Raw genomic sequence first — 15,509 nt, forward strand, 5'->3', positions numbered from 1 at the left:
ATTGCGTGCCCAAGGGCACGCAATGCGCGCCGCGCCGAAGGCGCGGCGCCATGCCCAACGCTTGGTCGTGCAGCTTGCTGCATGGTCAAGGGGCGGGAGCGCTCCCTTTCGCCGCCATCGACAAGGTTTCAGCTATAATGCGCCCTGATCGCGGAACAGGTCATCGAGAGCGCCTCATCCGTGACATCCCGGTGCAAAACCAGACGGATCGGCCCCGTTCCACCGGCAGAAATCGCAATCCCCTGCGCCGCAAGCGCCTGTCCCAATGCGGCAGTCTCGCCCGCCTCGGGGGCAAAAAAGACCATATTGGTGTTTTGCTCCACCGCACCAACCCCAAGCCCGCGCAGCATATCGGCCAGCGCTGCTGCGCGGGCGTGATCCTGCGCGAGGCCCGCAACGTTATGCTCCAGCGCATAGAGGCCCGCCGCGGCCAGAATGCCCGCCTGCCGCATCCCACCGCCGACCATCTTGCGCCAGCGCCGGGCCCGCGTGATGAAGGCGCTCGGGCCGACCAGAACCGAACCCACCGGCGCGCCGAGACCTTTTGAGAGACAGATCGACACCGTGTCGAACAGCTCTGCCACATCCGCCAGCTCACATCCCAGCGCGCTCACCGCGTTAAAGACCCGCGCCCCGTCGAGATGGGTCGCCAGCCCGGCCGCGCGGGCCGCCGCCACACAGGCGTCCATCCGCGCCAGAGAGATCACCTTGCCGTTATGGGTGTTTTCCAGCGACAACAGCCGCGAGACCGGGTGATGCGAGTCATCCGCCTTTATCGCCGCCGTGATATCCTCGGGCCGCAGCCCACCATCCTCGGCCACCGCTTGCGGATCCATCACGACACCGCCCAGCGCCGAGGCGCCCCCGGCCTCGTATTTATAGACGTGGTAGCTGCGTCCGGTGATCACCTCCTCGCCACGGCCACAATGGCTCAGCATGGCGATGAAATTGCTCTGGGTGCCGGAGGGCACAAACAGCCCGGCCTCCTTGCCCGCCCGTTCCGCTAGGCTCTGCTCCAGGCGATTGACGCCCGGATCCTCGCCATAGACATCATCGCCCACCTCAGCCGCCGCCATGGCAGCGCGCATTCCGGCATCGGGGCGGGTGACCGTATCGCTGCGAAGATCGCAGATCACATTGGCGAGATTGGCTCCGGGGGTCTGGGCGTATTGGCTCATCAAGTTCTTCCTTTGCGACGCTTCCGCCCAAGCGCCACAGGGGCAGCACGGCAGGGAATACGTATGTTTTGCGCATATATTGATACCCTGCGACAGGCGCAGGCAAGGCGCGAATCGTGACAGGTACAATCACGCGCCACCATGCCACCCTGCCCGCGCCCCAAGCCCGAGGGTTGACTTTCCCCCAAGAATTATCGCCAAACAGCATGGAGTTTCGCCCCGACCAGACTGGAGATCGCCATGCCCACCGCCCTTGTGACCGGATCCGCGGGCTTTATCGGATTTCACTGCTGTCAGCGGCTGCTCCAGGATGGCTATAACGTCATCGGGCTGGATGCGATGACCGATTATTACGATGTCAGCCTGAAAGAGGCGCGGCATCAGATGCTCTCCGAGGCCCCCGGCTTTCGCGCCGTTATCGGATATGTCGAGACCCCGGGCCTGTTAATGTCCCTCATGGCAGAGGCCAAGCCGGATGTGGTGATCCACCTCGCGGCGCAGGCCGGGGTGCGCTATTCCATCGACAACCCGCGCAGCTATCTGGAGAGCAACCTCATCGGCACCTTCGAGCTGCTGGAGGCCGCCCGCGCCCATCCGCCGCGCCATATGCTGCTGGCCTCCACCAGCTCCGCCTACGGCTCCAACACCCAGATGCCCTATGCCGAGACGCAGAAGGCCGATCACCAGATGTCCTTTTACGCGGCCACCAAGAAGGCCACCGAGAACATGTCGCATTCCTATGCGCATCTGTTTGACCTGCCAGTCACCATGTTCCGCTTCTTTACCGTCTATGGGCCATGGGGGCGCCCGGATATGGCGCTGTTCAAATTCACCAAGGCGATCCTCGCCGGCGAGCCCATCGACATCTACAACCACGGCAATATGAAGCGCGACTTCACCTTTATCGACGATCTGGTCAGCGGCATCCGCCTGCTGGTCGATGCGGTGCCCGAGCGCCCAAAAGACGGGCAAGTGCCCGAGGGCGACAGCCTCTCTCCCGTGGCCCCCTGGCGGGTGGTCAATATCGGCAACAGCCAATCGGTACAGCTGATGGAGTATATCGAGGCACTGGAAAGCGCGCTGGGGCAGGAGGCCAAAAAGAACTACATGCCGATGCAGCCCGGCGACGTGCCCGCGACCTGGGCAAACACCAGCCTGTTATCAAAGCTCACCGGATTTGCCCCCCAAACCAGCGTCCAGGAGGGCGTCGCGCGGTTTGTCGATTGGTATCGGGAGTACTACACCGCCTGATCCGAACCGGATCCGCAACGCAGAACGTACGAAGGTCGCGGTCGCGGGACAAAGCTGCCGCTACATCAACCCGCGTTTGACTTTAGCCATTTACGTACGCGGCCTTTGGCATTCTCATACGGCGACGAAGAATTGAATTGGATCATCCGCCCCTTAGTCCACTTCCCGTGCCAAGGTGAGCCATACAGCTCTTCATCTGTTCGCTTGGAAATTTCGGACACAAGTTGATCTTTGACGGCAGCAAACTTGTTCCGGTTTTCTTCGAAGCTGTATTCGGAGTAATCCTCATAGAATTTCTGAGCGAGCGCACCTAGCTCGTTCCACTTGTAGCCAACTTCAGGAAATTCAATGTCTTTCCCTTTGGCATCCTGATCTAACCACTTCAGGACAAGCTCATTCCAGCCGATGAGATAAGACACGAGATTATTGACGCTCATCATCGTGTCTTTTGCATGACCTTCCATGCTTCTTTCGTCAGCAATATCGAGCGGGACAGCATCCAAGGCCGCGTCAAGCTTCGCGAAACGCCCGTTGATTGCTGAGATTAGTTCGTCTTTTGTGGTTGGAATAGCCATGCCTGAATACTACCAGAAGCAGCTTTCAATAGAAGCCCACATCGTTGGTAGGTTTGGGCTCAAAGCCGCCTTTAGGACGCTTGATATGACACTCCGAATGTCCTGCCCCCCGCGACCTGGGTCACCTATGTGACACCACAGCCACTATACCTGACCTGCTGACAGCAGAGGTTCTGCGCGGCGCCCGCCTTGGACTTAAACCTCGATTTCGACTGGACCTATCGCACATCGCGGATTTGCCCTTTGGTCTTCGGGACGGCGTCCCGCATGCGGGCGCCCAACGGATCCCCATCACAGAAAGGAACATGTCATGTCTGGCACGTTCACCGATAACGACCTCAGCCATGTGATCGCCGCCGACAAGGCCCATGTCTGGCACCATCTGGTGCAACATAAACCCTTTGAAACCAATGACCCCCGCATCATCGTCGAAGGCAAGGGCATGCGGGTCTGGGACCAGAACGGCAAGGAATGGCTCGACGCGGTCTCCGGCGCGGTCTGGACGGTCAATGTCGGCTATGGCCGCGAAAGCATCTGCAAGGCGGTTTACGAGCAGATGATGAAGATGTGCTATTTCGCGCAGGCGGCCGGCTCCGTTCCCGCCGCGTTGTTTGCCGAAAAGCTGATCGACAAGATGCCGGGCATGAGCCGGGTTTACTACACCAACTCCGGCTCGGAGGCCAACGAGAAGGCCTTCAAAATGGTGCGCCAGATCGCGCACAAGAAATACGGCGGCAAGAAGACCAAGATCCTTTACCGTGATCGCGACTATCACGGCGGCACGCTGGCCACCATGTCGGCGGGCGGTCAGGACGAGCGCAACGCGCAATATGGCCCCTTTGCGCCGGATTTTGTGCGGGTGCCGCATTGCATGGAATACCGCAAGGAGGAGCTCGGGCTCGGGCATCTCTCGGGCGAGGCCTTCGGCATTGCCGCTGCCAATCTCATTGAGGAGGTGATCCTGCGCGAAGGCCCCGAAACCGTTGGCGCGCTCTGCCTTGAGCCGGTCACCGCCGGCGGTGGTGTCATCGAGGCCCCCGAAGGCTACTGGCCGCGGGTGCAGGAAATCTGCAAGCAATATGACGTGCTTCTGCATATCGACGAGGTGGTCTGTGGCATTGGCCGTACCGGCACCCATTGGTTCGGCTATCAGCACTATGGCATCAAACCGGATTTCGTCACCATGGCCAAAGGGGTCGCCTCCGGCTATGCCGCGATTGCCTGTATGGTCACCACCGAGGCGGTCTTTGACCTCTTCAAGGACGACAGCAGCGATCCGCTGAACTATTTCCGCGATATCTCCACCTTCGGCGGCTGCACCGCTGGCCCGGCGGCGGCGCTGGAAAACATGCGCATCATCGAAGACGAGAACCTGCTGGAAAACTGCACCCTGATGGGCGAGCGCATGATGGCAAACCTGCGCGCCCTACAGGAGAAACACCCGGTGATCGGCGATGTGCGCGGCAAGGGTCTGTTCCTCGGCGCAGAGCTGGTTCAGGACCGCGACAGCAAGGAGCCCGTGAGCGAAGCCATGGCGCAGAAGGTCGTTGCCGAAGTGGGCAATCACGGCGTCATCATCGGCGTCACCAACCGCTCGATCCCGGGGCGCAACAACACGCTCTGCTTCTCGCCCGCGTTGATCGCCACCGCCGATGATATCGACAAGATCACCGATGCGGTGGACAAGGCCCTGACCACCGTCTTTGGCTAGGCGCGCGCCGGTTCCACAAGCGAACAAGCGCCGCGCGTCAGCGCGGCGCCGGGCCCAACCGCCGATGCCGCCCGCGCCAGCGGGGGGCTTTCGGTGGGCGGGAGCGCCCCCCCTGCCCGCGCTCACAGTGGCGCTTGCAGCATCTGGAACAGAATGCCCGACAGGATCGCGCCAGAGACCCCAAGCCCCAGATAGGTGGCAAAGACCCGGGGGTTCACCAAGGACCAGACCGCCGCCATCGCCGGGATCGAGCTCACCGCCCCTGCCACCATAAAGGCCAGCGCCGCGCCCGCGCTCATCCCCTGCGCCATCAACCCGGCCAGCAGCGGCGGCGCCACGTAGGAATTGAGATAGGCCGGCATGCCCACCAAAGCGGCAATCGCGATCGAGGCAATGCCGTCTCCGCCCACCAGCGTCGCGATCCATTCGGCCTTCACATAGTGGACCAGCAGCGCCTCCAGCACATAGGCGAAGGCCATCCATTTGAGCAAAAACAACCCGTTCTGCACAAACTGCGCCTGAAACTCCGCCCGACGGTCGGCCTCCTGCCAGAAGCGCCAATTGGGTTTTGTTGCGGTTTTTGTCGCGCCACAGCAGCTGCTCACCGGCGCCCGGCGCAGCGGCTGGGCAAAGACGCCGCGCCCGCGCAGGAGCTTCACCGCAAAGCCGCCAAACAGCCCCAGCCCCACGGCGCTTACTGCCTTGGCGATAGCAAAGGGCCAGCCCAATGCCGCAGCGGTGATCAGCAGCGTCGGCGGGTCGATCAGGGGCGAGGACAGCCAGAAGGCCATGACCGCCGAAAGCGGTGCGCCCAGCGCCAGGAGGCCGGCAATAAAGGGGATCACCTCGCAGGAACAAAACGGTGCCAGCCCACCGAGAAGCGCCGCGGCAACGATCATCCGCGTCTCGCGCCCGACAAAGGCCCGCGCCACCATGGCCTCGGCTCCGGTGGCCTTCAGATAGGCCAGAAGCGTCACCGCAAAGAGGATATAGACGGAGGTAGAGAGCAGCGCCTGCACCGCAAAGCTCAGGACCGACCAGGCATTCGCCGGATCCAGCAGCGCCACCAGAAGCAGGATCAGCACCGCAAGAGCCCAGGGGCTTTGGGCCCTTTGCCAGACCAGACGCAGCGGCGATGGGTTTTGTGTGATGTCAGTCATTTTCGGCGTCCTTCTGTGCCGTCGGGAGCGCTGCGTCCTGACAACAGGCGCTGAGGATAAATCCCGCAAGGGATTGGAGATGTTCAAAATTCGCACAGCAAATGGTGCTGCGCCCGACTTTTTCCTGTGTCACCACCTCGGCGGCGGCAAGGAACCGCAAATGATGCGCCAGGGTCGAGGCCGCGATGCCGCTGCGCGCGCGGATCTCGCCCACGCTCAACCCCGCCTCACCCGCGCGCACAAGCAGGCGCAGGACCTCCAGACGTGGCTCCGCGCCCATGGCGGCAAACCCCTGTGCGGCAAGTGATGGATCCATGTCCGGCCCTTCCAGTTGATTCGATATAACTAGTTTTATAGTTATTTTAATCACAGAGCAAGCGTGACTGCTGGATCCCCGCCCGTGGCACCGCAATGCCCTCAATTCAAAATGAAAATCGCAACCAGACAAGAATCCCCTACCGCGCGCACTGTCCAGATTGCCAGTTGGGTAAGTCCAGATTAGGCTCGCCGATATGGCTATCTCCGTCGAAACCTTCTTCCTTGATCCCGACTCACAGGGCACGCTCCAGGCACAGATCCAGGAGATGATCGCCGCCGGGGTGCTCTCTGGTCGGTTTCGCCCGGGCGAGAAGCTGCCCTCCTCGCGCAAGCTGGCAACCCATCTGGGGGTCAGCCGCATCACGGTGACGCTGGCCTATACGGAACTGGTGGCCAATGATTATCTGACCGCGCGCGGGCGATCCGGGGTCTACGTCTCCGAGACCGCGCCGGTGCCGCCCTCCTTTTCGCCAACGCAAAAGGCGACAGAGACGGTGGATTGGGACCGCACCATCACCCGCGTCTTTACCGGCGGCGACACGCCGCGCAAACCCAAGGACTGGTACAGCTACCGCTATCCCTTCATTTTCGGTCAGGCGGATGCGACGCTGTTTGACCACGCCAATTGGCGGCTCTGCGCGCTGCGGGCTCTGGGGCAAAAAGACTTTGCCGCAATGACCGGAGATTATTTTGATCAAGATGATCCGCTCCTGATCGAATATATCGCCCGCAACACCCTGCCGCGCCGGGGCATTATTGCCCGGCCCGAGGAAATCCTGCTCACCCTTGGCGCGCAGAACGCCACCTGGATCGTGATCCAGCTGCTGCTGGCGCAGGGGCGCAAGGCGGTGATCGAGAACCCCTGTTATTACAGTTTGCGCGATCAGCTCAGCCATACTGGCTGTGTGGTGGACCCGATCAACGTGGACCGCGACGGGCTGCCGCCGGAGCAGATCAGCGCGGATACAGATGTGATCTTCACCACCCCCAGCCACCAGAGCCCCACTGCCACGACAATGCCGATGCCCCGCCGCCGCGCCTTGCTTGAGCGGGCCGGAAAGATCGACGCGCTGGTGGTGGAAGACGACTATGAATTCGAGATGTCCTTTCGCGCCGCCCCCTCGCCCGCGTTGAAGTCGATCGACAAGGAAGGCCGGGTGCTCTATATCGGCAGTTTCTCGAAATCGCTGTTTCCGGGGCTCAGGCTTGGCTATCTGGTGGGGTCGGAGCCCTTCATCCGGCAAGCGCGGGCGCTGCGGGCCAATGTGCTGCGCCACCCGCCGGGTCATATCCAGCGCACGGTGGCCTATTTCCTGTCGCTCGGCCATTACGACGCCCAGATCCGCCGCATGGGGCGCGCGCTGCAAGAGCGGCGCGAGATCCTGGAGACCGCCATGTCCGCCCATGACCTGCATCCGGCCAGTTCCGGCCTCTGGGGGGGGTCGTCACTCTGGATGGCAGCACCCGAACCGGTGGATATGGCGCAGGTGGCGCAGGCGCTGCGCCCGCGTGGCGTTCTGATCGAACCGGGCGCGCCGTTTTTTGCGCCGCCAAACCGCAGTCACCATTTCTATCGGCTTGGCTATTCTTCGATCCCCGGCGGGCGCATCCCCGAAGGGGTGAGCCATATCGCCGAGGAGATCCGCAGCGCGATGGCGGCAGGCGCCACGGCCCGCGCCACACAGACCTAATTGCAGGCCCGCACGATGGCCTGGGCAATCTCGGGATCCGCTTTCAGGCTTGGTTCGATCAGGGCTTCTGCCTCTGACATCAGGTCCTCCGGCGGCACGATCTGGTCGATCAGACCAAAGTCATAGGCCTGCTGCGCGCTCAGCTTTTTGCCCGCGGCCAGCACCAGTTTGGTGCGCGACGGGCCGATCAGCGCCCGCATCCGCCCCGCGTCCGAGGGTTGCGGCAGATAGCCGAGGTGAATGGCCGGGTAAAAGACCTTTGCCGTCGGCACCGCGATGCGCAGATCGCAGGCCAGCGCCATGCCGTTGGCACCCCCGGCGAGGGTGCCGTTCAGCGCCGCGATTTTCAAACTGGGCACCTCGCAGAGCGCGCCCGAGAGATCCTCCCACAGCGCCGAGGTGGCGAGACCCGCCTTCGCCGCCTCAAGATCGGCCCCCGCGCTGAAGACCTTGCCGACGCCGGTCAGGATCAGCCCCCGCGCACCCTGCTCCCGGGCGCTGACAAAAACCTCCAGGAGCTGCTTCAGCATATCGGCGGTCAGGGCGTTGGCCTTGTCGGGCCGGTTCAGGCGCACGGTCCAGAGGCCGCGCGAATCTTGGGTGCACTCAATCATATCAACCCCACCCGTTTGCGAATGTTTTCCTCGCGCAGCGAGATCTCGGTGCCGAGAAATTCATCTGAATCCGCACTGCACATCCAGAGCAGGGTCCGGGCGGGCCATTCCGCGGGAATGTGATCTTCCCAGGCGAGCGCGCTCACCGGGTTGATGCCGCTGGCCTTGATCTCGCGTTGCATCTGGGTGGCGACGGTGCCCGGCGACAGCCCCATAACACGGATGCCGTTTTCGCCCTCTTCCAGATGCAGCGCCTGGGTCAGCATCGCCGCCCCGGCCTTGGAGGTGCAATAGGCGCTCCAGCCTTCAAGCGGGCGTTGCGAGGCCCCGGAGCCGATGGTCAGCACCGATCCCCCGCCCGCCGCTTTCAGATGCGGCAGGCCCGCATGCATCATGTTGAAAACGCCGGTGATATTCACATTGATCAGCTCGGCCCAGGCAGCGGGTGCCGCCTCGGACAGCCGGGCGATGGGGTCGATCATGCCGGCGTTGCAAATCAACACGTCCAGGCTGCCGAAATGCGCGCGCGCAGTGGCAAAAGCCGCCTCCACCGCCGCGTAATCGGCAACATCGCAGGGCAGTGCAAGCGAGTTTTCGCCGATCTCGGCGGCGAGCTCCGTCAAGGCGCCAGCACTGCGGGCCAGCAGCACGACCTTCGCCCCGGCTGCCGCAAAAACCCTTGCAGCATTGGCTCCGATGCCGCGACTGGCACCGGAAATAACAATAGTTTTATCGGCCACGTTCATAAATTGTCTCCCGACCTTTACCTGCATCTGTGTTAAACTGCTTAAGGGGGAACGGTCCAGCCATTGGCTCCTTGACCGTCCAGACGCCGGAGGATTAGTTCACCCCAATTCTACGCAATGAAAGGTTCCTCAATGTCTGTTTCTCCCCTTCGCGGTCTGGGCGTATTTGCCCCGGTTTTGTTTCTTGCACAGGCAGCCCATGCCGATCTGACCGCACAGGATGTCTGGTCGGACTGGAAGGCTTATATGTCCAGCACCGGCTATGAGGTGACCGCCTCTGAGAACATGTCCGGCAACACGCTGACCGTATCTGACATCGCGATGCAAATTGCGATGGATGGCGACACCGTGTCGGTCACTCTGGGTACGCTTGATTTTGTCGAAAACGGTGATGGCACCGTCAATGTTGTGATGCCCGGCGAATTCCCCATGGCGTTTGACATTGATGCCGATGGCGACGCTGTCAAAGGCACCCTGCTCTACACCACTGGCGGCGAGCCGATGGTGGTCAGCGGCGACACCTCAGAAATGACCTATAACTACCAGGCCGAGACCGCGACCATCTCGCTCGAAGATCTGGAAATCGACGGCGAGGCCGTTCCTGCCGAGGTCGCCGCCTTCACGATGACCTTGAACGACTTCACCAGCGAAACCGTGATGCAAATCGGTGATCTGCGCAATTACGCGCAAACCCTGAGCATCGCCAATACGGTCTATAGCTTTGCCTTCAACGAGCCCGACGGCAATGACGGCGCGACCTTCAGTGGCGCGGTTGAAGGGCTGGCCATGACGGGCGAGGCAAGCATCCCCGATATCCAAGACCCGACCGACGTTGCCGCCATGTTGAAGGCCGGCATGGCCTATAACGGAAATATCACCTTCAAGGGTGGCAACAGCAACATCGCGGGCAACGACGGCTCTGATACGTTTGCGGTCCAGACCACCTCCACCGGCGGCACCCTGGACATGACGCTCAGCCCCGAGGGCTTGGCCTATGACGTCACCCAGACCGGCGCGACCGTGAATGTCGAAGGCTCCGACATCCCCTTCCCGATCTCTTTGAGCATGGAAGAGCTGGGCATGAATTTCGCCATGCCGCTGACCAAATCCGAAGACGAGCAGGATTTCGCCCTGGGCTTTGCCCTGCGTGATTTCGCCGTGCCGGAAATGCTCTGGGGTCTGGTCGATCCGGCGGGCGAGCTGCCGCATGATCCGGCCACCCTGGTTGTGGACCTCACCGGCAAGGGCAAGCTGTTCTTTGATCTTGTCGATGAAGAGCAAATGGCCGCGGTTGAAGCCGGCGATGAAGCACCAGGCGAACTGAACGCGCTCAACATCAACGAGATCCTGCTCTCTGCGGCGGGTGCCGAACTGACCGGCGAAGGCGCCTTCACCTTTGACAACACCGATCTGGAAACCTTTGACGGCATGCCTGCCCCCAATGGCATGGCAACCCTGAAACTGGTCGGCGGCAATGCCCTGATGGACAAACTGGTCGCAATGGGCCTGCTGTCCGAAGATGACGTGATGGGCGCGCGCATGATGATGGGCATGTTTGCCGTTGCTGCGGGTGACGACACGCTGACCTCGCGGATCGAAGTCAACGACGAAGGTCACGTGCTCGCCAATGGCCAGCGCCTGAAATAACGCAAAATAGGCGTCAAACTGATGCTGAATGGGGCTGCTCCATAGCGGGGCGGCCCCTTTTTATATCCCCGGTGGTGGCGGAATTTCTGCGCCAGTTTATCACCGAGGGGCCTTGCAGTGGCGCGGCGGTCTGGCTAGCTCTTGATCAGCCCCCCTTTGACCTGAAGGTAGTCATGACCCAATCACCGGAAACGCTCTGCCACGCTCTTCTTGATGCCGCCCGCAAGGCTGGCGCCGATTCTGCCGACGCCATGGCAGCCGAGGGCAGTTCCCTGTCGATCGAGGTTCGTGCCGGCACACTGGAACATGCAGAACGCTCCGAAGGGGTGGATATCGGCCTGCGGGTCTTTGTCGGCAAGCGTCAGGCGCAGGTGTCCTCCTCCGACACGCGGGCCGAGACCCTGACGACCATGGCCGAGCGCGCGGTCGCCATGGCGCGGGAAGCTCCGGAAGACCCCTATGCGGGGCTGGCCGAGCCCGCGCAGCTTGCGCAGGACTGGGATCTGGCGGCGCTGGAGATGGCCGACCCCACGGCGGAACCCTCCCCCGAGGTGCTGCAACAGGACGCGCTGCGCGCCGAGGCCGCCTGCGCTGCCGTTAACGGAATCAGCCAGGTACAATCCGCCGCAGCCGGATATGGCAGCCACCGCATTCATCTTGCCGCCAGCAACGGGTTCTCCGGCGGCTATGCGCGCACCAGCCGGTCGATCTCCTGCGTCGGGATCGCGGGCACCGGGAACGGCATGGAGCGCGACCACGATGGCGATTCCCGCACCTTTCAAGCCGATCTGCGCGACGCGAGTGAGATCGGCCAGACCGCAGGCCACCGCGCGGTTGAGCGGCTGAACGCGCGCCGCCCCAAGACCGGTGCCTATCCGGTGCTGTTTGACGAGCGGATTTCCTCCTCGCTAATCGGCCATGTGCTGGCGGCGGCCAATGGCGCGGCGATCGCCCGGGGCTCCTCCTGGCTGAAGGACAGCCTCGGCCAGCAGATCCTGCCAGAGGCCCTCTCGGTGATCGAGGATCCGTTCCGCCCCCGCGCATCGGGCTCGCGACCCTTTGACGGCGAGGGGCTGGCGACCCGGCGGCGTGCGATCATCGAGAATGGCATGCTGACCGGCTGGACCATGGATCTGGCTTCGGCCCGCAAACTGGGGCTGGAAAGCACCGGCAACGCCGCGCGCGGCATCGGCTCCGTGCCCTCGCCGTCGAACTGGAACATCGCCCTGACCCAGGGCGCACAGAGCCGCGCTAACCTGATCCGCGATATGGGCACCGGCCTTTTGGTGACGTCGATGATCGGCTCCACCATCAACCCCAACACGGGCGATTATTCCCGTGGCTGCTCCGGCTTCTGGGTCGAAAATGGCGAGATTTCCTATCCGGTGAACGAGGTCACGATCGCGGGCAACCTCTTGGATATGCTGAAAACCCTGGTGCCCGCCAATGACGCGCGTGGCTACCTGTCGCGGGTGGTGCCCTCCTTGCTGGTTGAAGGGATGACCCTTGCCGGAGAGTGATCTGTCCCTTCTCGTTGCAGCGGCGAAAACCGCAGGCGGGATCGCAAAGCAATTTGTCGGCACCGAGGCCCGGAAATGGGATAAACCCGATGGCGCCGGCCCCGTCACCGAGGCCGATCTGGCGGTGAACCGCTATCTGGAGGATCACCTGCAAGCGGCGCGGCCCGACTATGGCTGGCTGTCCGAAGAGAGCGAAGACAACAGCGACCGCCTCTCGCGCAGCCGGGTGTTTATCATCGACCCGATCGACGGCACCCGCAGCTTTGCCGAAGGCTCGCGTACCTGGGCGCACTCCCTGGCGGTGGTGGAGGACGGCGAGCCGGTGGCCGCCGTGGTCTATCTGCCGCAGCGCGATCTGCTGTTTGCCGCGCGCAAGGGCGGCGGGGCGACCTGCAATGGATCGCCCATCGCCGTGAGCCGCGCCAATGACGCCGCGACGGCCCATGTGCTCTGCGCCAAGCCGACGCTGTCGCCTGCCCATTGGCGCGCGGGCACCGCGCCGGATTTCACCCGCAGTCACCGCCCCTCTCTGGCCTATCGCATGGCGCGCGTGGCGGATGGGTCCTATGACGCGATGCTGACCCTGCGCCCGACCTGGGAATGGGACATCGCCGCCGGCGCCTTGCTGTTGACCGAGGCAGGCGGGCAGATCAGCAACCGCGCGGGCGGCAGGCTGAGGTTCAACCGCGCCGATGCGCTGCAAGACGGCGTGGTGGCGGGCGGCAGCGCAATGCAGCAACAGCTGCTGTCGCGGCTTGTGTATCCCCATGCGGAACCAAGCCAGAGCTGATGCCCGGCCGCACCATGGATCATATGACCAACAGCGCACATGGCCCCCGCCCCGAGGGAGAGCTGATCTGGGCCCATGCCACCACACAGGAGCGGCTGCTGGGTCTTTGTGATGTGGGCAACCGGCTCAAGACCCTGCGCCCGGATGTGTCGCTGATGATGACCTGGGAGGCAGACCTGCGCCTGCCCTATCAGCCCGATGGCTGCGATATCGCGCTTGGCCCCTTGATGCTGGAACACCCCGCCGAGATCCGCGCCTTTCTGGATCATTGGCGCCCCGATCTCTGCATCTGGACCGGCGGCAACCTGCGCCGCATGCTGATGCGCCAGCTGCGAGAGCGGCAGCTGCCCTCCCTGCTGGTCGATATCGACGCCGAGGAACTCCCCGGGCGGGCCTCGCGCTGGTTGCCGGATCAGCGCCATCGGCTGCTCAATGGGTTTGCCGAAATCCTGGTGCCCGGCACCGAAGTGTCTGAACGCCTGAAACGCGCGGGTGTGCCACCCGAACGCATCCACCCCTGTGGAAGGCTGTTCCAATCCAGCACCCCGCCCGGCTGCAACGACGATGATCTGTCGCATCTGCAAGCGCAGATGAGCACCCGTCCGGTCTGGCTGGCGGCGCATCTGACCCGCACCGAGCTACAGCCGATCCTGCGCGCCCATCGCTCCGCCCTGCGGCTGCTGCACCGGCTGTTGCTGGTCATCACCACCGATGACCTGGAAACACTGGAGACCGCCCGCAAGCTGCTTGCCTCCGAGGGGCTGGTGGTCGCCGATTGGGACACAGGCGAGGAACCGGAGGATCACACTCAGGTGGTGCTGGGCCTCTCCGAGGATCTTGGCCTTTGGTATCGTCTGTGCCCGCTTTGCTTTCTCGGCAACAGCCTGATCCGGGGCGCGCAGGGCAGCAACCCGCTGGATGCGGCGGCGCTAGGCTCTGCGATCCTGCATGGCCCCGGCGTGGTCTCGCATGCGCAGGCATATGACCGCCTCAGCACGCTTGGCGCCGCCCAGCGCATTTTGGGCGAAGAGGAGCTCGCGGAGGCGGTCCTGCGCCTCTCGGCGCCGGATCAGGCCGCCGAAATGGCACTTGCGGGCTGGCAGGTGGTGACCGAAGGTGCCGCCATGACAGATCATCTCCTCGACAAGATCCAGGACCTGCTGGACCAAAGTGAAATCCACCATGCGCCCGCCTGAGTTCTGGAGCAAATCACCGGATCAGTTCGATCTGCGCGCCAGCCTGCTTGCGCCGCTGGGCCAGCTCTATGCGCGCGCCACCGCGTCCCGGCTGCGCAAGGGCACGGCCATGCGCGCCAAGGTGCCGGTGATCTGCGTTGGCAACCTCAACGCGGGTGGCACCGGCAAGACCCCGACGGTGATCTGGCTGATGGAGCAGCTGAGCGCCCTCGGGCATCGGGTGCATGTGGTGTCGCGCGGCTATGGCGGTCGGCTCGCTGGGCCGGTGCAGGTCGATCCCGCAACGCATAGCGCCGCCGATGTGGGCGACGAGCCCCTGTTGATGGCCGCCTTTGGCGAGGTCTGGGTGGCCAAGGATCGCGCCGCCGGTGTCCATGCGGCAGCAGAGGCGGGCGCCAGCGTCGTGGTTCTGGATGACGGGTTTCAAAACCCCTCGGTCGCCAAGGATGTTTCGATCATCGTGGTGGATGCGGCACAGGGCTTTGGCAACGGGTGCTGCCTGCCCGCAGGGCCGCTGCGCGAACCCGTTGACGTCGGGCTGGCGCGGGCGGATCTGGTGCTGTCCCTCGGTGGCGAGGCGGCGCAATCTCGGTTCCGCGCGCAATGGGGGGCGGCGATCCCGCTGCCCCATGTGACCGGGCAGGTGCTGCCGCTGCCGACCGGCATGCCCTGGCAGAATACCAAGGTTCTGGCCTTTGCCGGCATCGGCCAGCCGGAGAAATTCTTTGCGACCTTGCGCGGCCTTGGCGCCGATCTCTGCCGCACAGAGGCGCTGGACGATCACCAGACGCTGGCCCCCGCCCTGCTGACCCGGCTGGAGCAAGAAGCGCGGCTGCGTGGCGCGCAGTTGGTCACCACGGAAAAGGACGCCGTGCGCCTGCCGAGCAGTTTTCGCCACAAGGTGATCACCCTGCCGGTCCGCCTGTCGATCCCCGAACCAGAGCCGCTGCTGTCCCGGCTGAACGAAATTGCGCCGCCCCCCGGCTAAGGGAGCGGCGCTGTTCTGATCTGATCGCGGCGGGCGCGGGGGTGCAGTTTCTCACCCCCCCGCCGCCCACCCGTTTCTTTTCGCCCCCGGCCGGGTGGGGGGCGTTGTGGCCGTCACCATAAAA

Annotated in this window: 14 protein-coding genes; 8 read left to right on the forward strand and 6 right to left on the reverse strand. The window is 63.5% G+C overall.

Annotation, left to right across the window (positions count from 1 at the left end; all coding sequences use genetic code 11):
- Nucleotides 1–128: 128 nt before the first annotated feature.
- Complete coding sequence (gene ltaE / locus HCZ87_RS14930; protein WP_167644891.1) at nt 129–1,178, reverse strand: low-specificity L-threonine aldolase; 1,050 nt, start codon at nt 1,176–1,178, stop codon at nt 129–131.
- A 240-nt stretch (nt 1,179–1,418) separates the two neighbouring features.
- Here ltaE and HCZ87_RS14935 point away from each other — a divergent pair, with 240 nt between their 5' ends.
- Nucleotides 1,419–2,429, forward strand: coding sequence for an NAD-dependent epimerase/dehydratase family protein (locus HCZ87_RS14935; RefSeq protein ID WP_167644893.1), 1,011 nt, complete (start codon nt 1,419–1,421; stop codon nt 2,427–2,429).
- 65 nt (nt 2,430–2,494) lie between these two features.
- Here the strand turns inward: HCZ87_RS14935 and HCZ87_RS14940 are convergent, their stop codons facing one another.
- Nucleotides 2,495–3,004, reverse strand: coding sequence for a ClbS/DfsB family four-helix bundle protein (locus tag HCZ87_RS14940; protein ID WP_167644900.1), 510 nt, complete (start codon nt 3,002–3,004; stop codon nt 2,495–2,497).
- Nucleotides 3,005–3,314: 310 nt separating this feature from the next.
- On the opposite strand from HCZ87_RS14940, the gene HCZ87_RS14945 reads away from it, so the two are divergent.
- Complete coding sequence (locus tag HCZ87_RS14945) at nt 3,315–4,715, forward strand: aspartate aminotransferase family protein (RefSeq protein WP_167644902.1); 1,401 nt, start codon at nt 3,315–3,317, stop codon at nt 4,713–4,715.
- Nucleotides 4,716–4,837: 122 nt separating this feature from the next.
- On the opposite strand, the gene HCZ87_RS14950 is transcribed toward HCZ87_RS14945, so the two are convergent.
- Together HCZ87_RS14950 and HCZ87_RS14955 are read right to left on the reverse strand one after the other, a co-directional pair.
- Entirely contained in the window at nt 4,838–5,875 is a 1,038-nt protein-coding gene (locus tag HCZ87_RS14950) for a permease (protein ID WP_167644904.1), read from the reverse strand.
- The gene (locus HCZ87_RS14955) at nt 5,868–6,191 is read right to left on the reverse strand and encodes a helix-turn-helix transcriptional regulator (RefSeq protein ID WP_167644906.1); all 324 of its coding nucleotides are present in this window, start codon (nt 6,189–6,191) and stop codon (nt 5,868–5,870) included. Before HCZ87_RS14955 ends, HCZ87_RS14950 begins: the two co-directional genes overlap by 8 nt.
- Before the next feature lie 196 nt (nt 6,192–6,387).
- On the opposite strand from HCZ87_RS14955, the gene HCZ87_RS14960 reads away from it, so the two are divergent.
- The gene (locus HCZ87_RS14960) at nt 6,388–7,884 is read left to right on the forward strand and encodes a PLP-dependent aminotransferase family protein (protein ID WP_167644908.1); all 1,497 of its coding nucleotides are present in this window, start codon (nt 6,388–6,390) and stop codon (nt 7,882–7,884) included.
- Here the strand turns inward: HCZ87_RS14960 and HCZ87_RS14965 are convergent.
- Nucleotides 7,881–8,498, reverse strand: a complete 618-nt coding sequence (locus tag HCZ87_RS14965; RefSeq protein WP_167644910.1) for an enoyl-CoA hydratase/isomerase family protein — start codon at nt 8,496–8,498, stop codon at nt 7,881–7,883. The two genes, HCZ87_RS14960 and HCZ87_RS14965, sit on opposite strands and share 4 nt — an antisense overlap.
- Nucleotides 8,495–9,244 (reverse strand): SDR family oxidoreductase, encoded by a 750-nt coding sequence (locus HCZ87_RS14970; protein WP_167644912.1) that lies wholly within the window; start codon nt 9,242–9,244, stop codon nt 8,495–8,497. The genes HCZ87_RS14965 and HCZ87_RS14970 overlap by 4 nt, the downstream gene beginning before the upstream one ends.
- Before the next feature lie 132 nt (nt 9,245–9,376).
- Between HCZ87_RS14970 and HCZ87_RS14975 the strand changes: the two genes are divergently transcribed.
- The 5 genes from HCZ87_RS14975 (at nt 9,377) to lpxK (ending at nt 15,385) form a co-directional block, all read left to right on the forward strand.
- On the forward strand, nt 9,377–10,891 hold the full coding sequence (locus tag HCZ87_RS14975; RefSeq protein WP_167644914.1) for a DUF2125 domain-containing protein: 1,515 nt from the start codon (nt 9,377–9,379) through the stop codon (nt 10,889–10,891).
- A 173-nt stretch (nt 10,892–11,064) separates the two neighbouring features.
- Complete coding sequence (locus tag HCZ87_RS14980; RefSeq protein WP_167644916.1) at nt 11,065–12,411, forward strand: TldD/PmbA family protein; 1,347 nt, start codon at nt 11,065–11,067, stop codon at nt 12,409–12,411.
- On the forward strand, nt 12,398–13,201 hold the full coding sequence (locus HCZ87_RS14985; RefSeq protein ID WP_167644918.1) for a 3'(2'),5'-bisphosphate nucleotidase CysQ: 804 nt from the start codon (nt 12,398–12,400) through the stop codon (nt 13,199–13,201). The genes HCZ87_RS14980 and HCZ87_RS14985 overlap by 14 nt, the downstream gene beginning before the upstream one ends.
- Before the next feature lie 23 nt (nt 13,202–13,224).
- A complete protein-coding gene (locus HCZ87_RS14990) occupies nt 13,225–14,397 on the forward strand; it encodes a 3-deoxy-D-manno-octulosonic acid transferase (RefSeq protein WP_254868660.1) in 1,173 nt (390 codons plus the stop codon).
- Nucleotides 14,384–15,385 carry a tetraacyldisaccharide 4'-kinase gene (gene lpxK / locus HCZ87_RS14995; protein WP_167644922.1) on the forward strand — a complete coding sequence of 334 codons (1,002 nt, stop codon included), beginning with the start codon at nt 14,384–14,386 and terminating at the stop codon, nt 15,383–15,385. The genes HCZ87_RS14990 and lpxK overlap by 14 nt, the downstream gene beginning before the upstream one ends.
- Nucleotides 15,386–15,509: the final 124 nt, after the last annotated feature.

Source organism: Phaeobacter sp. HF9A (assembly GCF_011806385.1).
GTDB lineage: Bacteria > Pseudomonadota > Alphaproteobacteria > Rhodobacterales > Rhodobacteraceae > Epibacterium.